The sequence below is a fragment of the Paenibacillus tundrae genome, assembly GCF_030812775.1.
Classification (GTDB): Bacteria; Bacillota; Bacilli; order Paenibacillales; family Paenibacillaceae; genus Paenibacillus; species Paenibacillus tundrae_A.
The window spans coordinates 174489-198475 of sequence record NZ_JAUSTI010000006.1 but is presented as its reverse complement, the minus strand read 5'-3'; the positions used below and the strand labels follow the sequence as shown (position 1 = coordinate 198475).

The window sequence follows — 23987 nt, the reverse complement described above, 5'->3', positions numbered from 1 at the left end:
TAAGGAATATTGATGAAACGGGTTTCATTCCACAACTTTGGAGCCAGAGCGGCTCACCTGCCATGTCATGAGAATGCTTAACCCTTCTCAGTCTCTCCATCCTGCTCTCTTGTAAAAATAAACAGCTTACTATCGGCATTCACAATTTGTGTGCCATTGCTGAGTTGCACGAGCGAGGTCTGCCAGTGGGTATGCCCGCAGAACACGACCGTATACGATCCGGCTTGCAACGCCTGACGGATCAACGGTTCACCCATTAGCCCAAGCTCGGCAATGCCCGGGCTCTGGTGCAGTACGAGGCAATCCGGCTGCTGCTTCAGCAGCTTGCTTAAGGATTGCAGGTACTGCTTCTCCGGCAGCCGGTTCGGCTTATCCGGCCTGCCGATGATGCCGCCAAGGCCAGCAACGCGTAGCGGCTGACTGGCGGCAGAGGACGCGAGCCCATCCATGGGCAGGCTCGCGTTAATGACGACGGGCGCATCCATGTAATGGATAGCCGCGTCCCTGTGCAACCGATGGGCGCCTGCCTCATCGGTGAGATCATGGTTGCCGTCCACGCCGGCAACCCAGCCGAAGGCGTCCCTGAAGGCAAGCCAGACGGGAACCGGATTGCCGCTGGCTCCCCTTTTCCCGCGCCGGGCATAGAGGTCTCCACATAGCATTACACCCACTCGATTCGGATCAATCTCAGGCATCTCCACCTCAAGTAGTAAGCGCACATAATCCGGTAACACCTCGCCTAGTAAACAATCCTCTTCCCCACTCCCCGTTGGTTCATCTTGATCCTGAATGGTCTGCTGATGCTGTGACTGCGATGGTCTATCTAAAGGAATATGAACGTCCCCATTCGAATCAATCTTAGCACCTTCTCTGACGTATGGCAGAGACACAATCCCCTGTAAATCCGAACTGACGATTAGTGCATCTAGTCCCTTAGGGAGACCCGAGATGGTGCCAAGATAGATGGGCAGTTGTGCCACTTGCACTTCTCCACCTGGTACGGCATTCAGATACCCAAAGGTTTCGATCGGGTGCTCTTGCAGTGTAATAATTCTCAATGATGATACCTCCTTGCTCCTAACAATGACTTAACTATTTCCTCTGCTTATTTCTAAACTATCCCTCAGTCTACTTCTTCAACTATATGTTGGGCTAGGTCTTGAGTCGTTTCTTGGTTAAATCTTACGTTATTTCTTAACTTAGTCCCCGAGCCTTTCCCGGCTACCTCTTGTATTGTTTATGTTTCGTGTGCTGAAGACAATACATATTTGTTTTTCTCGGTTTCGTTCTCGATTTCATCTTCTATTTGCCAGCGATTCTCCATACATTATTAATGTAAGCGAATTCAATTGGTGATTAGAGGAGTGTGAACGTTGTATGATCATTCAGGTTAGCCCATTGGCAGAGTCACGACTTAGCGCAAAACTCAAGGATCAGCCGGGCTATTTCAAGCTATTTTATGACACGGATGGATGTGGATGTGACGGTATTGCTGTGCTCCTGATCGTGAATGAACCGGACAGCGATGACATCCCGATTGAATCCAGTACGCTCCCTTTTCTTATCAACAAGCAGCAGCAAATTTATTTTGAGCCTAGCCTACGCCTGCAGTCGGAAAACAGCTTCCCCTGCTTTCGGCTATGCAGTGATTCCATGATCTATGGCAGCAATGTGAAGGTGTACGATCTTCGGGACACGGCAGAAGTAGCTCCGCAGCCAACTGGATGGGTTGTACGATAAAAATATAGCATAAAAATGCACAAAAACCCAAAAACCTCCATTCCTATTATACATGGGAATGGAGGTTTTTGGGTGAATGCATTTTTAGCATACTATTCGGTTTTGAATTTTGCTGATTCGGTAGCAAGCTGCTCCGTCAGACCATTGATCGTATCCACCATCTCAGCAAGATGTCCTGTCATGCCGGATTGTTCCTGCATCGTCGCTGTCACTTCCTCCACAGAAGCGGATACTTGTTCACCTGAAGCAGACAAGTTCTGTGCCGTACCCAAAACATCATCCTTATCACGTTCAATGGATTCAATCTCGGATGCAATGGCTTGCACTTGATCCATGAGATCATTCATATGTTCTGTTACGAAATTAAAGGTCTGCTTCGTCTGATTCACGCTATGCTTCTGTTGCTCCGTAATCGTCTCAATCGCTTGAACGCTACGGTTATTTTGCTCCACATGCTCAATCGTTTGCGTCACAATGCGGCTAATATTCTCTGATTGGGACGTGGTCTGCTCCGCAAGTTTTCGAATCTCGGAAGCCACTACGGCGAATCCGCGTCCATGCTCTCCTGCTCTTGCTGCTTCAATAGACGCATTAAGTGCCAATAGCTTCGTCTGCGTCGCAATCTCCGAAATGGTACCCGTGATCTGATGAATATCGGAAGAACTCTCCGCAAGCTGAAGAGTCGTCTCCGAAATATTGTGAACTTCAGCCTCATTCTGATCATTGACCATAATGAGTGCATCAATGACGGCATGGTTATTCTTGAAGGCATCTGTAATGTCATCTGCCTTCTGTTTCACTTCTTGTGACATCTCGTTCACGCTGGCAATCTTGTCGCCCACGTTCATGAATTTATTAACAATTGCTTCGGTATCATTTGCCTGAGACTCCATAGCCCGCGAGATTTCCACCGCTGTTGTGGTGGTGTCAGCAATTGATGCAGATGTCTGCTGTGTGGATCGGTCTAACTCTGTCGTGCTGGTATTCAGGACTCCAATGGAATGATTCATCCTGGAGATCAATTGTTTATTCCCTTGCGCCATCGCATTGAAGCTATCGACCAATGCCTTGAATTCACCGCTATATTTACCTTGTGCTTGAACGGTCAAGTCACCGCCCGCAAGTTGTCTAAAGAGAACCGTCAGACTGCTGATTGGCTTGGTTACCAAGCGTGAGATCAAGATGCCCGATAGAACTGAAACCGCAATCGCAGCGAACAGAACGATAACCATTTTGGTTGCCATCGCATTTAACGGTTTCTTCACATCATCGTAGCTATCTTCCACGATAATCGTCCAATCGGATCTAGGAATCTTGGAGTAAAATACGACTTTATCGTCAGTGCTGACCTCACCCTGTTGCAGTTGATCACTTGCAGGCAGATCAACCAACGACTGATATTCCCCATCCGCCATCTTCTGGCTAATCAATGTCTCATCTGCTGAATGGTAGATTACCGTTCCTACACGATCCAGAACAATGACTTTTCCAGCCTCATTAATTTTAATACTATGCAATTGATCTACGAAGAATGCAGTGGATACAACTGAAGTGAGTATACCTAGCACTTGATTATTCTCATCATAGATTGGCATTGCGAAGACATTGCCCAATGTGCCTAACGACTTCGAGATTACACCCTCACTAATGATGTTCTTACCTTCCATGGCCTGTTGGAAATACAATCGATCTGACCGGTCACCCTGGAGCGCTTCGGGATTGTTTGATGCTACCACGAGCCCGTTACGATCCAGTAGAATAATGGTACTGTTACCCTCCATCCCTGCCAGGTTATCCGCCAGTATGCCATTCGCTTGATCTATCATTTCACTATTGTCCGCAAAAAAAGCTTCTGTATTTTGTCCTTCTTGATTGCGAATGCCTAATAAATCCCGAAATATCCCATGTGTTGTAATAAGAAAGGTCGATTGTTCCTCCATGCTTAATGTAGCAAATAACCCCTCCCCAACCCGGTCAGAGGTTGCTCGAATCTCATCTTTGCTTTTGTCCATTGTGATGCCTTCGGCCACCTTGTAACAGAGCACAGCTGTCGCTGCCAGTACGATACATACCAGCACGCTGATCATCAGCGGCAGTTTTACTTTGAAGGACATTTTGGCCATTCGTTCCCTCGCCTTAGCGATTAAATTCAATACATTCACCATCCATTTAGATCATTATTAAAGCCCTCTTCATATGGGTTAATTCTATATCGGCAGATATAATATAAACCTACAGTAAGGAAAGCGTTTTAAATTTAAAATATTTTTTACCTACCTTTTTATCCAAAAATAGGAGTCTGAAATTGAAAAGAGAGCTATGTCTGGATATGAATATCTTTATTATTGAAGATGAACCTCTTCTCCTGATAAATTTTATATTTCGCAAGTAAGAGTATTTTGTCATTTGCATGCTTATGTAGTGCATTATGAAGCTTCCACTGACCCATTCTAGGACATATGCCTCTATTTGCTCGATTGGAAAACATAGACTTTGGGTTAATACAAAATATGACATCCTCACCGTATAATTAGAGAACTACATATTGATTAGGGAGAGAACCGTCTTGAATGTCAAAATGCCAACACTACTTAATGTAATTCGCGCTTTACTAGGGGTGCAATCCATCTACATCATCATCTCGATGGTGGCTGTGCTTATGGAGCTGTTCCAGTATAGGGCTACTTACGCGGGATTACCGTTGTTCGATCTAATTGCCTTATTCGCTAATATCCTGCTTCGGATCATACTCATCGTAGGGCCGCCAATCCTGACCATCGTGTATATTTCGAAGAGACGATATAAGCTGACGATCACCTTCATGAGCATGACACTCTTCTTCGGATTAGTCTTCCTACAGAATTTCTTGGTTGTACTGCACTTCTTCATGTTACTTGTACTACTGCTGCATCAACCTATTAAGCGTTACCTCAAGCAAGAGAAAGATACTCGGCATTATCATCCGGGTGACCTGAGACTATAGATTAAACGTGTGGTATGGTTTATCTTTGTTCGCAGCTCTTATTAATCAGCTTAAGGATCAGTTAAGGTGAGTCATTAAAGAAATAGGAAAGAGCCTGACATTATAGTCAGGCTTCTTTTTGTTGTTTTTTTGGGAGAGAGGCATGGATAATATTAAACCATTGAAGTTTACGCGCGTGGTCTCAGCTCCTCCGTGCATTCCGTTGGTTCGACTGATCGCCGTCATCACTACGCACTGGGAGCTGTGCGGTCAGGGTTCAGGCGTCAGCTGTATCCACTGATCAGTTTGAAACACATAGATGTATTCTTGGGGAGTATCATTGAATTGCACCACAACAGGATACATCGGCATCTTGCTACGCCGTGCTTCAATACTTACAATACGCTTCTCATCCACGCCTTGATCAACAATTAAATGAGTTCGTAGCCTTTCTTCCAGTTCACGCATATCCTTCTGATATGAGCTGTACCACGTTACGGACGCCATAATTATAATGGCCACAACAATTAGACCACTCTTGAGTATTCTCGTACCTTCACCTCACTTCTTAGTCATTAGTAAACCATTTTTCAGATATAAATTGTTAGTCTAAGTATGCTAAATGTTGTAATACATTTGTCTTCAGTGCTTGTAGCTGAGGATTGTTGGCTCTGGTCGCCTGCTCTTCTGTATCTCTATGATCTACATTGAACTTACCCTGCTCTAACGATCTCACCCAATAGCCTTGCCGTTTATCATCCCAAGTCAGGAACAAGACATACCGCTGATCAGCGTACATGGGGGTATAGTGACCATAGTTATAACGAGTTACACCCGTATAAAGCCCTCTATTGCGCATGACATACGTAGGCTCCAGAATATCAAGTTGATCATGAAGCTTCTGCTGAGTTGAATTCGCAAAGACTTGATTCACCGCTACACGGGTCACTGTATGACCTCTTCCGCTCCTATCCTCAATCACCTGGGTAGACTCGTTCGTTGCCGTCACCTCAACGATCAGGTCGGCATGTTCTGCCAGTTCTTCATAGTCTGCAAAGATATGATGATCGCTACTACTTATGGTTTCTGTGTTCTCTATCGTCTGATCTGCAATAATGTAACTGATGCCTGCGATTAGAACGATGATCAACACACCGAATACAAATGGTTTGTTTTTCATCTCATTCTCCCCCTACCTTCAAACCGTATATATACTAGATGGTACTTGCCTATGAAAAGTTACACTCACTTGTACAAAACATCAAAAATAAACCCATTTCTGAAGTCAGACATGGGTTTCAACATGAAGTCGTTTATGATTATGCTAGGATGGACTTCTGGCTTTACTTCAAATCCTCAATTTTCATTCGATCCAACTCTTCTTGTTGCGGACTCTTCCTCTTATTCACCTGGGCACTATATTTAATAAAATATCTAATGACGAAAAATAATGCTAAAGCTCCCACCAACATAAGCAAGGGGACAATAAGAAATAACGTCAAAGTAACCGTCATAATTCTCTCTCTCCTTTATCCTTCGAATTGTGGTATTCGTTGACAAGCAGCTTGGCTGTTTCAAAATCAATCTTATCGTTGATGGCCAGTCTTTTAACGAGAGAGATAAACGGATCCTGATCTTCCCTTTCCGTAATCTGGATCTTCTGAATTAATCGGTCGAGTCTGAGACGAACTGTCGGGTATGTAACTTGATAAATGGAGGCGATTTGCTTCAGCGATCCGGATTGAAGAATGAATTTTTTGATAAATGTAACATCCTCTTCATCGAGATTAATCATCCATTCAGGGACACTTTTGATCGTCATAAGGAAACCTCCTTAACATGTTTTCACTTCAATAATATTATAATAAAATTTAATTTTGTTAAAATCAATGATTATATTCACTTTAATATTATAAATGATTTTTAGTTAGATCTTGTGACTACTTCCTACTCTAATGACAGAATAAGCTTAGAATCGATAATTTTGAAAAAAACTCGCTGTAACTCCGAATGTCTTATATCCAAGGGTGGTCACACCACTCATATGACGTAAAAAACACCGACGATTATGCCCCTAGAGGGACAAGTTCGTCAGTGTTTGGTTCATGTACGTTTACCTATTAAGATGCCATATTTCTGTGGTCAGATGAGTTCCTGTCTTCTTTTCAAATATACGTACAACACGATGCCAGACACCGCACAGATGACTGCACACAGACCAATAAATCCATAGCCCGCCTGAAGTCCGCGCAGTAGACCGAGCTGTGTTGTCGCACCGTACATTTGCTTCACGCCTTCAATGACCCAGCCGATCACATAGTTACCGATAACGCTACCAACCCCCATTAGGGTAACGGTGAAGGTTATCGCGGTATCACTACCATTTGGATAACGCTTGGCGATAAACGCCATAACCGTAGGATAGATCATCGCAATACCTGCGCCAGATACAGCGAACAGTACAGCCAGACTCTCTCCGCCCAAGATAGCCGCAAACGTACATACTGCCGAGAATGCCGAGAACACAATCAGGGACAATACGAATCCGATCCGGTCTGTCAGTGGTCCAAGCAACAAACGTCCCAACGAGAAAGCGAGGAAGAAAGCAGATAACAATCCAGAAGCTTTCACGGTGTCCCAGGTATAGGCTTTCTCCAGGAAGTTAACGAGCCAACCCCCAACCGCAAGCTCCGATACTACGCCAAAAGAAAGAATCATCACCATCAGCCAGATCGCTGGATCACGCGTTAATGTCTTGAGCGAAGTCCGATCTTCGTGAGGAAGATCATCTCCTGGAAACTTGCTACGCAGTGCCGCAATAATCGGCAATAGACAGAGTGACAGCATAACCAGGTACATGCCGCGCCAATCCAGTTCGTGTCCAAACACCGTCAGAGACATCACTCCTGTTGCGAGCAACGGAGCGACTGTTGAACTCAATCCGTAGAAGAAATGAGATAAGTTCATCATCATACCTGTGTTTTTCACAAAAATCCTTGCACCTAGAATCGCTAGTGCAATTTCGAGCATCCCGTTTCCGATGTACATGAAGAAATAGGATGAAGCAAAGAGCGGATATGTATGCGACATATAAATGAACACACCAGACAGAATCATGGAGGCAAATGAAATAATGCTTACCGCCTTGATGCCCCATTTGCGAACCAGTATAGCCGTGAACGAACAGGCGATCAGATACCCTAGTGCGTTCAGAGACAACAGCGTTCCGAGCTGTTTCTCATCGAGATTGAAGTCGAATTGAATGCGCGGAATGGCTGGCCCCTTAATATTTTCCGATATACCAAATACGATAAAGCCCAGAAAGATCGTTGCCAGTTGCATGGCATATAGCTTGTTGAACTTTCTCTTGTTCCCTTGGGTATCTACTTGCTGACTCAAAATAAGTTCCTCCTGTAAGTTCAGAAAAAAATGATTACACTTCACCACTGCGATTGCCGTACCATCTTCCGATCACTGTTATCCCCAGATTTTCCTGATCCCTTTCTTAAAGGGAAAAATCCGGTGATAAACGTGCTTTTCAGATTGGTTCTGCACTCTCCGTTGTCGTGTAAAAGCTTTGCTTAACTCATATAAAAGTAGTACCTACCACTGCTTCTCGATAACCTGAATGCGATAAGTCAAGCTCTCCAGTGTCACAGCCACCAGTCCGGTTACATATGCATGACGAGTATCTCGCTGGATGATTAACTCTGGCATGTGCTCCTGCGGAATCAAGTGATCTAGGCAACCCTGTGTGAGGTCATCTAGCATCGCTGGGTTCATCGTGTCTCCTGTGACCACAATTGTGGCAGGGTTGATGATCGCAATAATGGAAACTAGCGTGCGGATCACCAGTTCCTTCACCCCATCGGTTGTTTTCAACATGCGCAACTGTACTTCACGAGACACACCAAAAGGCAGGAAGGACACTTCACCACCAAAATCTGTGTTCCCCGTCAGCGGACGACCGTCAATGATAAAACCTGCACCCGGAAAATGATTCTCTGGAAACGTCACGACCGCAAAATTCTTCTCTTCCTCAAATTGTTGCTGGTTATATAGCCCGTACACCGTCAAGTTCATGTCGTTGCCAATGACCACTTCTACATCTTCATATTGCTCCTTAAGTCTCTGCCCCAGCGGTTGGAACATTAGCTCTGGAACATCACAGAGACCAATTACGCCATTGTGCGCCACACCTGGGATACCAATACCAATTGCCTGTACGTTGTGATGCTGTTCGATCAGCTTGGCAATCAGATCCTCAACTACCGTCACATTAATCTCATCCAACATGAGCGTCTGCTCATCCGACCGCTCTCCGTTCAGGTTCGAATGCGTATGTGTAATCGAATGGATGCCGCCCTCTGTTCGAATAATGAGGCATAGTACACTCGCATAATCAGCATTAAATTGATACCGACTTGCTGGTCTTCCCCCGCTTGATTCATCCGGACCCAGATCCACGATCTCACCTGTCTGAAGCAGTTCATTCAGGATCGTGCCACATGTCGCCACGCTGAGTTTCGTTAAATTCGCGATGGAAGCCTTCGTGCCCACACCGATCGTTCTAAGCGTATTCTTCACGAGTTCAACGTTAATCCGCTTCACCTGTTGGGTGTTGTGTGATGTTGGTAACATCGTTAGATGTGCGCCTCCCTTCCTTCATTTCACATGATTCTAAATAGCTTAAACTTCAAATAATTACACGATTCACTCCGATGACAGAACAACCTTCCGATCGCTGTTATCCCCAGATTTTATTGATTCCCTTTTCCGAAGGGAAAATCCGGGGATAGCCTATGCTTCCGATGTAGCTTTCTTTCAGAAAGCTTTCAGCCGAACGCTTCGCTTCTTCACGTTATTTCTGTCCTCTCCGTTTTTTAGTGTAAATGTCTAGTTCAATCTATAAAGAGCATTCAAAATAAGCAGTTTTTAAAAGTCTTTTAATAATTGACAGTGTAGGTGGATTAGTGAAGAAAGTCAATGCTTTATTTGGAAGCGAAAACGGTTTTGTTGGAAAAGAGAAAGGACAGCTCAATATCATCCTAAGATGAACTATGCTGTCTCTTAATATAATTGTGGCTATGTAGACTGGCTCATGTGGTTTGCCAAGAGGCTTTTCTTCAGTCTGACTTCAAATAACTTACGGTTCAGATCCTGCTCCATGTTGTGGAGATGGTATGCTGCCTGCTTAACTGTGTCCATGTGCAAAGCTTTTGCACGCTTCGCGATGATGTCCATGGCGTCTAGGATAAGCTTGTTGCAGGTGACCAGTTGATCGACGTATTCGTCTTCTAATTGGACGAGTTGAGCGTACTGTGAAGCGAGATCCTCGCTGTTGGTACTTGTCATGTTAATCTCTCCTTCGTTAAACAGAGATTAACACTTTAAGAAGAGTAATGTGGTACGTAAAAACGTACCATTCTATCTTCCACCTTTCACTATAGATTTATAGACTCTAAAAGTATTTATTTATGTAAATAAATTTACATAAATGTTATTTTTATTAACGAGAAAACAAAAGCGTTTTTTAACTTTTACTTGAAGGAGGATAACAATTGACCAAGTTTATGCTTCATTGTAATCATAAGCCTAATAACCCTTGTTTCAATATTACTTGTTGCCTGTAACGAAAAGGAAACGGTTTCTCTTGATGATTTAATTAAGACGATGCAGCAATCAAGTCTAAATATTGAAGCCAATGAAGCTGATGTCACTTCAACGCATTACGCTTACGACCCAGACAGTAACTAGACTCTTACGTACACAGCATGACGAAAGTGACTCTCGAAGCAGTTTCAATATAAGAACTCATGTTATTCCAGTATATGCTCTACTGAGTGCTCAGAAAGTAGCGATACTACGGATTCTCTTGTACTGCCTGTGAGGTAAAGCTTACATTCCGTACTCGGCAAAAATAGCTGTAAATTTCTTATCAAATACTGCCCAGCGCTTTTGCTCTCCGTACTTGGTATGGAGCTGCTGTAAATAACGCCTAGCCTCTTCCGTATCGCCAGAACGCAATAGAAAGCGGAAGGTTTCGTCACTTAAATGTAGTGCTGTCTTAGCCATATAATACTCTACTATATCTCTGGCGCTTGTTAAGGTGTGTAGGAATGCCATAGCTTCTTCTAAATGCGCCAACAGTTCTCTCTTTAATGACTCTGGGTCGATCTCGGGTGTTAGGACATATTCATCTGGAGCCGATGGAACCAATTCTCTAATTCGGCAGATAAAATGAGCTTTATTCTCCACAACATTTGCCCCCGGCTGTCCAGATTGCAATTCGGCCAACTCAGTGGAATGAATACTAATATTGATATAGAAACCGACACGATGAACGGTATTGAACTTTACTTTTTGAATGTTGAACTTATAAATCAATGCTCCATCCGTTTTTTGAAAGTTTAGATCCTGCTTGGAGTAACCCTGTTTGGTAAAATAGGGTTTGATATCATTTTTTATGATCTCCTGAAAAAGCTTCTGCACAACTTATCCTCCCCAGATGAAATTAGTGATAATCCATTACTGCTGACTCTGTCATAATACAACTATAGCAATAAATGGATAAGTACGACAAACAGACTCTCTCGGTAACTCTAGTGATGCTTTTTGTTTTTTTATAGTAGATTCTAACCCTACTTAACGGAGGTCAATATCGCATGACAATGAACAAAAAGCGATGGGTCGTGGGCATCATTCTTCTGGTCAGTTTATTCGTTGTAAGTGATTTGTTCCTATGGCCTTCGGGGAAGGTTGGCGTGTTCAACACGGCGAAGAGAGGTTTGTCAGGCGCACCTCAGGTCACGCTTAACGGCCAGACTTTATCCTATCAGGGAAAGGTTGATTTTGAGGATATAGATGCGCTTGAGGAGTATGCCGCCAGTGATGAAGGAATCCCGTTATACAAAGCGTTACACACTCCCCCATCACCACCCTGGATCTATGTTAAGCATGAACATACAACCTTTTTCCGTTATAACATCCCGAAGGCTCCTTGGAAAATGTGAAAAAACAAAAAAAGTCTTTCAGACCAGCTCTGAAAGACTTCAACCAGATAGAAGCATCATTTCCTCATCTCACTCAGCCGAATCGAACTCTAATATAATCCTGTGTACGCGAGTCGAGTGCTCCTTCAACTCATGGTTTAGCTCCGGTTGAGACGGATCAAGGGATGCCGTAGCTTCATCCATTAACAGAATATCCGGTTCTAACGTCAGTTTGTTTTTTATTCATTGCTCCAGACGACTCCATCGCAACACATAATAATAGAAGAACACGATCCTTTTTCGATCTTTAACCCAAGTAAGACCTAAGATGGACAGCAATCTCACACTAGCGGACGATTCTTATCGATCACTAATCCAGTAACATAGAGGTATAAGTTCATGAACAGATAGCGCATCAATAACCAGAAGTAGAGAGGTACATATCCGATGAAAAAGGTGAAAAAAATTGTGTGGTTAAGCTTTAGTATTACAGTAATGGCACTCAGTATTACTGTTCTTTATTTTCCAACCTGGACATCCACAATAGAAGGTTCTAACAGCATTCATATACTTGAACAAGTGAACATCAACGGTACAGATCATGAGATCATGATCCGGGGCCAGGATCTGAATAACCCGGTTATTCTATATATCCACGGTGGGCCTGGTGCATCTGAGATTCCTTATGCCAAAAAGGTTCAGGATCTATTGGAAACGAAATTTACGATGGTTAACTATGATCAGAGAGCAAGTGGCAAGTCCTATCATTTTTTCGAAGACTATTCCAACCTCTCCGCTAACTTGTTAGTACAGGATGCACTAGCCATCACAGATTACATCACTACACGTCTGGGGAAAGAGAAAGTGATCTTGATGGGTCATTCCTACGGCACGTACATCGGCACGCTTGCTGCACAGCAAGCACCGGAGAAATACGAAGCCTATATTGGGATTGGACAAATGGCGGACATCCAGCAGAGCGAGACGGACGGATGGAATCATGTGATGGAACAAGCCCGACTGGCTGGGAATGATGAGGACATACGACAGTTGGAGCAGTTGTATGAAGCCATTACACAGGGGAAGGCCTTTGTACCACGTGATCTCGTGAAGCGATATGGCGGTGCTTCAAGGTTGATAGACAGCCCTGAAGCCAGCTTCTTCGGAATGACGTTCAGCAGTGAATATACGATGCTTGATGCCATCCGCTACAATAAAGGGATTATATTTTCACAAGAGATGCTGATCGGTGAGGCTATGAATCATCCTTTGCCTTCCATGATTACGAAGCTAGATCTGCCCTTTTATTTCATTATGGGGGATTACGACTATATGACCTCCTGCCATGCAGCCCAGTTGTTCTACGACAACATTGAAGCAGACCACAAAGAATTTATCTCTTACAAGCAGTCAGCTCATTATCCCCACTATGAAGAAAAGCAGAAGTTCTTCAATTGGATGGTAGATACCTTTCGAAATTAGACTTAGACATTAGAAGCACCCAGCTCCATTTGCTCGCGCCAGAACTCGTAAAAGCTCTGCAAGTCATTGAACGACTCGCAGAGCAATCTAGCATTGGATATAAATGAGGAGGCTGGCTCCGATGGTAAGGCACAACCTACTTTGCAAAAACAATTGAATCCGTCTCGCTATCCAAGGTCAACGCAGCATAATCGTTAAGAACGGGCACAGCGCCATTGAACTCAATAGGCAACACGACATAACTAGATTGAAAATAATCCGACCCATTCCAGCGATCCGAAAAATACAGGTACTCCTGCGCTGATCGATTCAGTACAAAAGCCGGCTGTGTACGATACGTCGTCTCATCACCGAAGTCATAGAGCATACTCCACGAACTTTCCATTGAATCCGCGATCGCATATTTCCCTTGGTTCGGATCCCATCCTGTGCAAAAAGAGGTAAGCATATAATACTTCTCATTCCGCTTGAACACGGCTGGGGCTTCCCGATATTCACCCTGCCACAGCTTTGAGACTAAACATTCTACATTCAGGTAATCTTCCTGAAGGCGATAGATATGCAGATCCGCATTGTCTCTGGCCGCCGAGATAAAATAAGCTGTTCCATCATCATCCTGGAAGAGTGTGCAATCCCTCGACATATACCCGTAAGGATTGAAGCTCCCATGATAGACAAATTGACGATCCGGATAATCGGAGGTGGCTACAGCACATGCAGCATCATTGTAGTTCTTTCCATTTTCGTAGTGCACCCAGAGCACAAATTTCTTAGTCACGGGATTAAAAAGAACTTTGGGGCGCTCAAGGTTTACCTTACCACCCTCATCATTCACTAATTCCAACTTCGTGCGGACTCGAATGGATGCCGTCGGAGTCGAAGTCGTCAGGATGTGATCCCGAAACTCCCACTGGAATAGATCCTTGGATCGGTAACAGCTCACATAGTTATCATCTCTTCGGTCTTCACCGTACCAATAATAGTAGCCGTCATGATATAACATATGCCCACCGTGAGCATGAATGGATTCACCGTTGATATCATTCCAGAGACTACCGTTGACTAATTGTGTCTTCATGACGTTACCTCTCTTCTGTTGTCATTCACGATTGGAAAACATCATTAATTACTACATCGTTAACTAGGTCACTGAGTCGCTAGGTTACTCGATGTCCTCTCCAAACACTTTGACTTCCCATAATCTTGGTGTGTACCAGTTGTTCGGATTATTATGAAGCGTTGCACCCTGCATATTGATTCGCACATATCTAGCCGTGCTCGAGAGGGTGTCCGAAGTGAATCCGTAGGATTTATTATCCGTTCGATCCAATGCGACAGTCCAATTCACATTATCGTTACTCGTCTCGATTTTATATTTATAGAATCCTTCGGAGCCTTTTTGCATCCACCATGAAATCTGTACATTGTTAATCTGCTGCACGGATCCAAGATCTACCTTCCACCAATGTGGCCACGCCACGCTGGTACCTACCCATTCGGTTTGATAGCTTCCATCATTAGCGTAAGTTGCTGGTTTTGTTCCCGTAGCCGTTTGTGCAGTTGCCTCTTTTCCCTGTGACAGTAGTTTTCCGTCCTGTACAGGAACGACAACATCATTGACTGTATCGTATAACACCTTATCAAAATAATCATAGAATGCGTATCCGTTAGAGAACCAAACTGGTAACAATCGTTCCTCTGTGGTTCCATTTTGCGTGCCTGCCCATCCGAACATCCAGCGATATGCAACCATCACGATATTGTCGCCCGTATCTGGCGTCACCCTCATAACCGAGCCAGACTGTGCCGAGAAGGTAGAGGTATTACCAATCACGCGTAGTTCAGACCACTCTCCATCGAGGCTTGTGGCAGATGAGTACATCGGTATGCTTGGATACCAGCCCGCAGCTTGGGAAGAAAATAAATAATAGATGCCGTCTTTTTTGATTACCTTAGGCAGTTCCCGGTGCTGGTTCTGATAGATGGTAGTCACTTGATGATCGACATCCAGCCAATCAGAGGTTAACTGATACAGTATCGTATCCGAATTATTATTCGCCGTAGAGATTAAGTAGGCTGTACCATCATCATCTTTGAAAATGGAGATATCTCTCGATTCGTTTCCACCTGGTCGGAAGCTCTTATGAAATGTAAAATCTTCTCCAGGTGTGGCAGATGCCACCGACACTCTGGCAAGTGTGTAGTCTCTGCTGTTCTCATAGTGAGCCCAAAATACAAACTTATTCGTGGACTCATGATATAGAATATTGATCCCCTCAAATTTGCTATCAGCTAAGTCCGGATGATCGGTGTAAGAGAGCACCACTTGATCGTTACCGTAGGTAATATCGTCGGTTGACGTCTGTTGGATCATCTGACCGAATCCACCTGTTGGCTTCTGAACAAAATTGAATCTGTAGTAGGTATCCCCGACTTTGAGCTCGTTTGGTAAGTTCAGGGTTGACTTGGTTGTATTATCAAATGTAGTCAGATTCTCTGGAAGCACATATGGCGTATATTCGGGTGAAACCGCGGAGGTTAGCACGGAGCTTCCCCCATACGCTTTCACTTGATAGGTATACGTGCTACCTAGTTGAAGATCATAATCATCTGTTGTTGTCCCGGTTAAGGTCTGTAATAACTCATAAGCCCCATTGTTCTCGGAGCGAAGCAACTCGTACCCGGTCGCTCCGTCAACAGGCGCCCAGTGGATCTTGGCATTGTTCACCTCAGAATCGTTCTTTAGTACAAACAGCGTTGCAGCAATATTTGTCTCTTCACCCGCAGCTTGAGTGGTTGGTACAGCAGCAGAGAAATGGTATGCCAGCAATAGAAATGCAACAATGATTGCTATTCTTGATTTTTTTATCATCACGCTGAGTCATCTCCTTATTATTTCAGATTCATCAATGCCATGACATCTGTCTTGCTCGCTTGATTGTACCAATCGTTGACTTCCTCGGTTACTTCATCGCCGCCCTTCTCATGCCATTGCTTAACAAAGGTATCGAATGCTTCGAGCGGTTCATTGCCATAAATGATCTTGGTGAATATCTCTTGTTCCATGGTCGTCAACTGTTCCCATATGTTTTGCATCGTTGGTGTAGGTGGGCCGTTAAAATCATTGGGTACCAAGGAATCCCGGTTCTCATAAGAGATTCGATATCCGTCTTTGGTTGTTTGATCCCTTGAATCACTCTGAAGAAGAACACCTGTATCCGGTTCTACCCCATTAGCCAGGTCGTAGTAAGACTGACCAGGACCGTCGACGCTTGGTGTGTTTTTCGTAAAGGCCATTTTCCCTACCCCTTGTACCGCTTCCAACGGGGTATTGAATTGCTGTGGGTCAAAGGTGACTTCTTCGTTGACGATATCGTAGTCATATCCTTGCGCATAGCCGTATTTAAACTCTCCTGTGCCAAACGCAGCATCGTACATTTTATCGTAGTATAGGAAGAAGGCCTCCATGTTCTGAAAGTCTTTGTTAAACATAAATACGCCATCGTTCAATTGGGCAGTTTGATAGGTTCTATCTCCGTTCACACCTTGGATGGTTGGATAGGGAACAACTTTGGCACCCTCTATATTTTTCTCCACATCCTTCACACTGCCGTATAACCAAGGTCGACCGACGATAATACCCGCCTTGCCTTCCGTAAAGTCAGACAAAGCATCCCAGGCTCCCTGCGTAGCCAGCTCTTTGTTCAAATATCCCTTAGAGTACCAATCACGCAGCTTGCCAAGTGCCTCCTTGTTGCCTGGAGCGACCGATCCGTAGGTTAGCTTGCCATTGTCGTTCAACCATTGTCGCGGAAGATGTTTACCTGTATATGCACTGAATATCATGACCGGATCACTCACCCAGCCCGTGTTGTACGAATCTTTCCCCGAGAAAGTAAAGCCATATGTATCCTGCTTGCCATTACCATCCGGGTCATCATTCGTAAATGCCGCAATGACTTGCTCGAACTCCTCCAGTGTTGTTGGCGCTTTCAAGTTCAATTTGTCAAGCCAATCTTGGCGAATCAACATCACTTCACCTTCAGTGAGATTTGGCGCAATCGCCATACCATACACTTTGCCGTCGCGAACAACCGGATTGAAGGTCGATGGATATTGTTTGTAGATTTCCTTGATTCGGTCAGGCATATATGTTGCGATATCTTCCGTAATTTCCTTTACCTGTCCAGATTCGATTAAGTCATTAATCAGCATCGTATCATAGACCGGTAGAACGTCTGGCAGCTTCTCTGAACCCGTTAGTGCAAGCCGTAACTTGGTATTATATTGTGAAGCATCACCCCCAAGCAGCGTAGTTTCGATCTTAATGCCCAGTTTTTCCTCGCCCCAGCGAGTTAACACATTGTCATTTAGGCTTTCACCGTTGATGTACTTCCCCGAATTTTCATCCTGTTGTTTGGCAATCGTCATGGTCAACGGCGGATCATACTTCCCATCCTTCAGCACGGATTCTGACGTCGCAACGGTATTGCTCTCGCCACTGCTACAACCGGCTACGACAAGTGCTGACAACATGATTGTACTTAACATTTTCCACATCACATTTTTTCTGTTCATTGAACTATTCCCCCTCCGCTCGACTGATGTTGCTATGAATACGATGGAATCCAATCCATGTAAGCATGAATCCGAACATATAACTTACATCTTCTACCTCTTCTTACTCTTTGACAGCCCCTAGCACAATTCCCTTCACGAAATAGCGTTGTAAAAAAGGATAGACCATAATAATTGGCAGTGTGCTCACGAATATTTGGGCTGCCTTGATGCTCTGTTCCGACATCGCTTCCACTTCCGACTGACTCATCGCCATATTCTGCATGTTGCTCTGCACGACTACGGTCTGTAAGAAAGAAGCCAGCGGATACTTACTCGCATCCGACATATACAATATACCGTCAAACCAGGAATTCCAGTGCCCCACCATAATAAACAAGGATACCGTAGCTATCCCGGGCAGAGATAACGGCAAGTAAATTTTGGTGAGAATGGCAAAGAAGGATGCACCATCGATAAAGGCCGCTTCTTCCAGCGCTTTCGGGATCGTTTTGAAGAAATTGACAAGAAGAATCAGGTTATATGCTCCGAAAGCTCCCGGCAAGACCAACGCCCAGATGGTATCCTTCAACCCAAGACCTGTAACCAATATATAAGAAGGAATTAATCCACCAGAGAAGAGCATCGTGAAGATAAAAAACCACATCAGCGCGTTGCGTCCCCGAAATTCCTTGGACAGCGCATATCCTGCGCAAGTAAGAATAAACATACTGATGGATGTTCCCAGGACCGTTCGTAGAATCGAAGTCCACATGGAACTGATAAAGTTGGAATTGTTAAATGTTTTGATATAAGCGTCCATGTTGAATCCAACCGGCCAAAATGATACCAAATTACCGCTTACTGCCGCCTTACTACTGAGGGATTGCGCGAGCAAATGAAGCAGTGGAAGAAAACACACCAGTCCTGCCAAGATCATAAACGCATAATTGAAAATCGAGAAAACTCTATACCCTGTCGTCTTATGGTACATGCTGCCTCTCCCTCCCTGTTAGAAGTTGTTCAAAAAGTCCGCTTTTGATTACGCAGGATGCCTACGGCATCTCAGCATCGAGTCGTCCTTTTTGAACACGCACGATTAAAATATTTTGTAGTTGGCATACTTATAGGCCAGCCTATAGGATACGACGATCAAGATGAGACTGATCCCCGATTTGAACAACCCTACCGCTGTACCGAATCCGTATTGCCCATTCAACAAGGAAGAACGATAAACATAGGTGTCAATAATATCTCCCGTACTGTAGACAAGTGGGTTGTAGAGGTTGAATACCTGATCAAACCCGGCGTCCAGAATATTTCCTAGACTGAGCGTAGAAATAACAATAATCATCGGCAACATACTTGGCAGGGTAACGTACATAATTTGCTGTCGACGTGTCGCACCATCAATTTCGGCTGCCTCATAATACGAAGGGTTGATCCCTGCAATGGTCGCCAGATAAACGATCATGCCAAATCCGAAGCTTTTCCATACATCGCTGACCACCACCGTATATCTGAAGAGATCTGGGTCACCCAGAAAATAAATGGGAGAGATACCGAACAGCTGAGTCAACACTTGGTTAATCCCCCCATCCAAGCCAAGGATGTTAATCATAAGCCCAGCTACGGTAACCCATGATAGGAAATGCGGTAGATAAACCAGTGTCTGTACACTTTTCTTAATGCCAACATTCCTTAACTCACTTAACAGAATAGCCATAATGATCGGAACGATTATACCCACGATAATTTTGGAAACGGCGATAATTAACGTATTGATAATGGCTTGTGTTGCTTCATCATACCGGAAAATTCTCTCGAAATTGTCCAGTCCGATCCAGCGGGAACCTGAGATCCCGAGCCAGGGTTTGTAATCCTGGAAAGCCATGAGCAGACCGACCATCGGACCGTACGAAAAGATGCAGACAAATATGAATGCGGGAATGCACAATACATACAGTGGCCAGCTTTTCTTCAATTCCTTCTTCCAAGGTGTTCGCCGAGGAACCTTGGGTGTGGGCGCTATATTCGAGCCTGTTTTTACGGAACCAATCTCATTAATGATGCATACCTCCTCTACGTTGGCTCTGGGGACGCGTCCTCGTAATGTAAGCTTAACAAAAGCGCTTTCATGTCAAAATGCCAAAATGTGAAGATCATAACCCCAATCTGAATCATTTTTAAACCGCTTTCATTTTAAAGCATGGTTACTCTTCCGCTTTTATTTAGTTTGGCTTATGATGAAAATGGAATTGCATTCGGTCGTACTTCAAGTTCTGCGTATCGGAAAGGAACACACATGATTAGAAAAATGTACATGAAACGTTTTATCTACTTCTTTGTTTTTTTTCTGTTATTAACACTGAGTCTATTCTTCGTGATGAATCGATTGAGCTCGAAGACACTGGAGGAAAATATGATCGGAGCCTCCAAAAACCAGCTTGATTATGTCAAGGGCATCCTTGACGGTATTATGTATGAGGCTAATATGTACGGGGTTCAGTTTGCGGCTGATAGTGATGTGAGGTTTTATCAAAGGCAAGTGCTGGAACTGAGTAACTACGACTCTCAGATGAAGAAAAATGATATTGTCGATCGCTTACGCCAAACCCTTCTGTCTAGCCGCTCGATTGAATCCATCGGAATCTATTGGAAAAACGAAGGAACATTTCTGTCTACCAGCAATTCGCTGGAGGCGCGACTTCCATTTAACGAGATTCAGCGACCCGGCTGGCGTATTATCAATGATAGCTTGTATTATTTTGCAGCTTACCCTTACATTCAAAAATCCGAGCAATTAAAGCCGGTTCAATATGTTGTTGGCGTTAAGCTGAACAACGATTACCTGAAGAGCCTACTTCAGAAGGCTGTTAACAATGATAGCTCGAATGCTTTTCTATGGTTTGACGATCACCGATTATGGGACGAGAATGAAGTAGATAACGATCTATTGAAAGCGATTTCAGAACTTCTGTTACCGCAAGAAGGAGCCACACTTAAATATGATTATCACACGAAATCCGAAAACTACTATGTTCTCTCCCGTTATATTGAAGCACTCGATACCTATCTGATCACCTATACACGTACAAATGATTTCCTTAAACCGCTAGATCATAACCGAAAGGTATTCCTTATCAGTATTATAGCCGTTCTGACACTAGGGCTGATTCTCATCTTTACGTTCTATCGGAATTATGATCGTAACATCCGCTTAATGGAGAGAAAGTTCTTACAGGTTGAGCAGGGCAATCATAGTACACGAATTACGGAAAATACGGATAACGAATTTTACGTCCTCTTTCGCAGCTTCAATCACATGGTAGCCGAGATTCAGGATCTGTTTGTGTCCTTGAAGACCGAGACGGAACTCCGAAGGAGTGCAGAGCTGAAACAACTGCAAGCCCAGATTAATCCTCATTTTCTGTACAACAGTTTATTCTTCATTATGTCCGTAGCCAAATTCTCGCCTGATGCTGTCATGCGAATGAGTAAACATCTGGCTGAATATTATCGTTACTTGACCAGACTGGATAAACATGAAGTCACGTTACAAGAGGAATTGCAGTTTGCAGAACACTTCTTAATCATCATGACCCTCAGTAAAAAAATAGAGTATGCCATCGATCTTCCGTCAGAACTCACCTCTCTTCCACTCATGCCATTGATCATCCAGCCTGTCGTGGAGAACGCGATTCAGCATGGTATTGAAGGGCAACAGGGAGCCAATCGGGTAAACATCGATGTTAAGCAAGCAGAGGAAGTCATTCTCATCCGGGTATCCGATGATGGAAGAGGTCTTACACCGGATGAAATCCAAAAGCTGGAGACTCAGCTTGATCGTGACACCCCGCCTGAGGGAACCCGAGGTGTGGGTCTCTGGAATGTTAATCGGCGTCTAAAAAATACGTATGGCGATCGTAGTGGGTTAGCATTTTCAACCAACGACTGGGGCGGGCTGTCTGTCCTGCTAATGATTCACGTTCCGACTGAGAAAGGAGAGAGCATATGAAGCTGTTAATTGTTGATGATGGACATTATGTCGTGGAGTATATGAAACATTTGGTGGATTGGCGTTCCTTCGGTATTCATCAGATTGAGACAACGACCAATTCCATTGAAGCGAGAGAAATGTTGAACGGAAGCCTGATCGACATTTTGATTACAGACATTCGCATGCCTGAGGTTTCGGGAATCGATCTGCTGCACCACATTCATCAAAACAACTTACCAACCAAAGTCATCATCCTCTCTGGATATTCCGAGTTCGATTATGCACAGCAAGGAATTCGTCTCGGGGCTCTGGACTATCTACTTAAACCTGTTGATAAAGACGACGTAGAGCATGCGATGTCCAAAGCTATTCAAAAGATCCAGAAGTCACGTCCTGTTCACTCCGCCAATTGGGAGCATTTTAATGGGATGGGCTACCTACTCTCGCTACTTACTCAGAACGAAACCTTAAAGGAAGAGTATGATGTATACGCAGCATGTTTAGCAGACCATCGTTATTGCTTCTTCAAGCTTGAGCATTACACCGAAGCAGATGTAGAACGTGTACAACAAACTGTTGCAGAGTCATCTACTTCATTCGTTTGGCCTTCAGGATCACATCTGGTCGCCTGTATACCTGAAGAAACAGCACGGAGATTCGCTGCCCAGTGGAATCAAGTGGCCTTGTCCTCACCGTTCGCATTGACCAACCGGAATGAAACACGGGAGCACTTTTACCGTTTCTTCCTGAATGAGAACGTAAGCTCTGGCGATTTCGTTGGGTTAACTGCCCTCTCTTCAGTGGAAAGTGATTCGGAAACGATAGGCAATATCATACATACGTATGAGCGAATCGCTAACAGAAAACAAAAACAAATTTTTCTAATGGAGATCATCACGTACATCTATCTCAAGGACAAAAATCAGGATACAACAAAAATAGCCGATTGGATGTTCAATCGGCTTCAAGACCCCGACAAGTTCGGGCCAATTCTCATCGACATGTTCAGCAGAATCCGTATCAACAAACAAATGTCCATTCAAACGATCGTTGATAAAGTAAGAAAATACATTGAAGACCACCTTTCCCACGGTCTTAGTCTCGATGAACTAGGAAAAGTCGCGCATCTTCATCCTGTCTACTTTTCCAAGCTGTTCAAACAAGAGACCGGAGAGAACGTGTCCAACTATATTTCGAGGAAACGGTTGGAGAAAGCTTCCCAGTTGCTCCAAGATTCCGAACTCCGTATAGCCGATATCGCGCAAATGATCGGTTACCGTAAAATTCAGTATTTCATTCAGTTGTTCAAACAGGAGTACGGCGTCACGCCATACCAGTATCGGAGAAACATGACCCACCAATAAGGGTACATTTCACAGACATACGATCCATTTCAAGCTTTTAACATTGAACATTCAACGTCGAGCTTTCTTGTTCATTATCTCACCGTTCCCAACCTTGGAGCGGTTTTTCTTTGTTTCTATTCTTTATCCCATCTGACTTGCAAACTACTCTGGAACTAGCTTGGACATAAACACGTCAACCTCATCTTCCGTATCCAGAACAAACCCTAGACGCTCATACAATCGCCGCGCTGGGCTTCCTTGCAGCACATTTAAGGTAACTCGTTTGCCCCGAATCTCTTCCCGATTCAGTAACATGTTCAGCACCTGTGTTCCAATTCGTTTGCCCTGATGGTCTGGATGAATATAAAAGTGTTCTAACAAATATGCCTCTGCTCTAGGCTTAAATGCAATGCATCCCACCATTGAGCCTTCAGCTTCAATAATCCACGTATAGTCGGGATCGAATGTTGTACGGAAACGTTCACGTACCCTCACCTCATCATATCTCCCTAACCGCGTTAGATCATCGTACAGAACTAAGGCTCTTAATTCTGCAAGCTGTTCCTGGTCTTCCTGATGTGATTGTCTTAACGCAACTGCAACCACCTCAACACCCCTCTCTAGAACCTCACTATACATCGTTGAAAACAAAGTTACATTCATTTTTTTACTTACTAGGACAACAGAGTCATGAATGAACTACAAATATTCACACTACGAAGCTGCTTCTCGTAAGTAAACTACTCTTCATTTACGTTGGAAAATGTAGAAGAAGCATGTTTGAATTTTTATGTTGTAACAACATTATCGTTCGTATATAATAAAACAAATTACTAGTTCTATAAATATAGAACAACAAAGATAGATTGATAGATTACATACTTAAAGGAAAGGAACGATACAACTAC

Annotated in this window: 22 protein-coding genes; 6 read left to right on the top strand and 16 right to left on the bottom strand. The window is 44.0% G+C overall.

The features are described 5' to 3' along the window. Positions 1 to 77: 77 nt before the first annotated feature. A complete protein-coding gene (locus J2T19_RS12915; RefSeq protein WP_307216261.1) occupies positions 78 to 1058 on the bottom strand; it encodes a metallophosphoesterase family protein in 981 nt (326 codons plus the stop codon). A gap of 319 nt (positions 1059 to 1377) precedes the next feature. Between J2T19_RS12915 and J2T19_RS12910 the strand changes: the two genes are divergently transcribed. Next, a complete protein-coding gene (locus J2T19_RS12910; protein ID WP_307216259.1) occupies positions 1378 to 1740 on the top strand; it encodes an iron-sulfur cluster biosynthesis family protein in 363 nt (120 codons plus the stop codon). A 92-nt stretch (positions 1741 to 1832) separates the two neighbouring features. On the opposite strand, the gene J2T19_RS12905 is transcribed toward J2T19_RS12910, so the two are convergent. After that, the gene (locus tag J2T19_RS12905) at positions 1833 to 3902 is read right to left on the bottom strand and encodes a methyl-accepting chemotaxis protein (protein ID WP_307216257.1); all 2070 of its coding nucleotides are present in this window, start codon (positions 3900 to 3902) and stop codon (positions 1833 to 1835) included. A 404-nt stretch (positions 3903 to 4306) separates the two neighbouring features. Between J2T19_RS12905 and J2T19_RS12900 the strand changes: the two genes are divergently transcribed. After that, positions 4307 to 4723 carry a hypothetical protein gene (locus tag J2T19_RS12900; RefSeq protein WP_307216255.1) on the top strand — a complete coding sequence of 139 codons (417 nt, stop codon included), beginning with the start codon at positions 4307 to 4309 and terminating at the stop codon, positions 4721 to 4723. Between the two features lie 249 nt (positions 4724 to 4972). Here J2T19_RS12900 and J2T19_RS12895 read toward each other — a convergent pair whose 3' ends face one another. From J2T19_RS12895 to J2T19_RS12860, 8 genes are all read right to left on the bottom strand, one after another. Next, positions 4973 to 5224, bottom strand: a complete 252-nt coding sequence (locus J2T19_RS12895; RefSeq protein WP_307216253.1) for a hypothetical protein — start codon at positions 5222 to 5224, stop codon at positions 4973 to 4975. 82 nt (positions 5225 to 5306) lie between these two features. Beyond that, positions 5307 to 5882 (bottom strand): hypothetical protein, encoded by a 576-nt coding sequence (locus tag J2T19_RS12890; protein ID WP_307216251.1) that lies wholly within the window; start codon positions 5880 to 5882, stop codon positions 5307 to 5309. A 163-nt stretch (positions 5883 to 6045) separates the two neighbouring features. Beyond that, positions 6046 to 6216: a hypothetical protein gene (locus J2T19_RS12885; protein WP_307216249.1), complete on the bottom strand. Its 171-nt coding sequence runs from the start codon at positions 6214 to 6216 to the stop codon at positions 6046 to 6048. Further along, positions 6213 to 6524, bottom strand: coding sequence for a DUF2089 family protein (locus J2T19_RS12880; protein ID WP_056701518.1), 312 nt, complete (start codon positions 6522 to 6524; stop codon positions 6213 to 6215). Before J2T19_RS12880 ends, J2T19_RS12885 begins: the two co-directional genes overlap by 4 nt. A 320-nt stretch (positions 6525 to 6844) precedes the next feature. Further along, the gene (locus tag J2T19_RS12875; RefSeq protein WP_307216525.1) at positions 6845 to 8044 is read right to left on the bottom strand and encodes an MFS transporter; all 1200 of its coding nucleotides are present in this window, start codon (positions 8042 to 8044) and stop codon (positions 6845 to 6847) included. 261 nt (positions 8045 to 8305) lie between these two features. After that, the gene (locus tag J2T19_RS12870) at positions 8306 to 9343 is read right to left on the bottom strand and encodes an ROK family protein (RefSeq protein ID WP_307216246.1); all 1038 of its coding nucleotides are present in this window, start codon (positions 9341 to 9343) and stop codon (positions 8306 to 8308) included. A 444-nt stretch (positions 9344 to 9787) separates the two neighbouring features. Continuing rightward, positions 9788 to 10057, bottom strand: a complete 270-nt coding sequence (locus J2T19_RS12865; protein WP_307216244.1) for a hypothetical protein — start codon at positions 10055 to 10057, stop codon at positions 9788 to 9790. Positions 10058 to 10600: 543 nt separating this feature from the next. Continuing rightward, positions 10601 to 11194, bottom strand: a complete 594-nt coding sequence (locus J2T19_RS12860) for a DUF4304 domain-containing protein (RefSeq protein WP_307216241.1) — start codon at positions 11192 to 11194, stop codon at positions 10601 to 10603. 173 nt (positions 11195 to 11367) lie between these two features. Here J2T19_RS12860 and J2T19_RS12855 point away from each other — a divergent pair, with 173 nt between their 5' ends. Both J2T19_RS12855 and J2T19_RS12850 read left to right on the top strand, forming a co-directional pair. Continuing rightward, complete coding sequence (locus J2T19_RS12855; RefSeq protein WP_307216239.1) at positions 11368 to 11715, top strand: hypothetical protein; 348 nt, start codon at positions 11368 to 11370, stop codon at positions 11713 to 11715. A 426-nt stretch (positions 11716 to 12141) separates the two neighbouring features. Further along, positions 12142 to 13176: an alpha/beta fold hydrolase gene (locus J2T19_RS12850; RefSeq protein WP_307216237.1), complete on the top strand. Its 1035-nt coding sequence runs from the start codon at positions 12142 to 12144 to the stop codon at positions 13174 to 13176. 136 nt (positions 13177 to 13312) lie between these two features. Here the strand turns inward: J2T19_RS12850 and J2T19_RS12845 are convergent, their stop codons facing one another. The 5 genes from J2T19_RS12845 to J2T19_RS12825 all read right to left on the bottom strand — a co-directional run bounded on the left by J2T19_RS12845 (position 13313) and on the right by J2T19_RS12825 (position 19717). After that, the gene (locus tag J2T19_RS12845) at positions 13313 to 14179 is read right to left on the bottom strand and encodes a family 43 glycosylhydrolase (protein WP_442418846.1); all 867 of its coding nucleotides are present in this window, start codon (positions 14177 to 14179) and stop codon (positions 13313 to 13315) included. A gap of 159 nt (positions 14180 to 14338) precedes the next feature. Next, entirely contained in the window at positions 14339 to 16048 is a 1710-nt protein-coding gene (locus J2T19_RS12840; RefSeq protein WP_307216524.1) for a galactose-binding domain-containing protein, read from the bottom strand. Positions 16049 to 16068: 20 nt separating this feature from the next. Further along, positions 16069 to 17754: an extracellular solute-binding protein gene (locus J2T19_RS12835; protein ID WP_307216233.1), complete on the bottom strand. Its 1686-nt coding sequence runs from the start codon at positions 17752 to 17754 to the stop codon at positions 16069 to 16071. Between the two features lie 103 nt (positions 17755 to 17857). Next, positions 17858 to 18727: a carbohydrate ABC transporter permease gene (locus J2T19_RS12830; RefSeq protein WP_307216231.1), complete on the bottom strand. Its 870-nt coding sequence runs from the start codon at positions 18725 to 18727 to the stop codon at positions 17858 to 17860. 105 nt (positions 18728 to 18832) lie between these two features. Then, complete coding sequence (locus J2T19_RS12825) at positions 18833 to 19717, bottom strand: ABC transporter permease (RefSeq protein ID WP_307216229.1); 885 nt, start codon at positions 19715 to 19717, stop codon at positions 18833 to 18835. Between the two features lie 402 nt (positions 19718 to 20119). Here J2T19_RS12825 and J2T19_RS12820 point away from each other — a divergent pair, with 402 nt between their 5' ends. Beyond that, positions 20120 to 21751 (top strand): sensor histidine kinase, encoded by a 1632-nt coding sequence (locus tag J2T19_RS12820; protein WP_307216522.1) that lies wholly within the window; start codon positions 20120 to 20122, stop codon positions 21749 to 21751. After that, positions 21748 to 23097: a response regulator transcription factor gene (locus J2T19_RS12815; RefSeq protein ID WP_307216227.1), complete on the top strand. Its 1350-nt coding sequence runs from the start codon at positions 21748 to 21750 to the stop codon at positions 23095 to 23097. Before J2T19_RS12820 ends, J2T19_RS12815 begins: the two co-directional genes overlap by 4 nt. A 144-nt stretch (positions 23098 to 23241) precedes the next feature. Here J2T19_RS12815 and J2T19_RS12810 read toward each other — a convergent pair whose 3' ends face one another. Continuing rightward, the gene (locus J2T19_RS12810; protein WP_307216225.1) at positions 23242 to 23742 is read right to left on the bottom strand and encodes a GNAT family N-acetyltransferase; all 501 of its coding nucleotides are present in this window, start codon (positions 23740 to 23742) and stop codon (positions 23242 to 23244) included. Positions 23743 to 23987 lie beyond the last annotated feature (245 nt).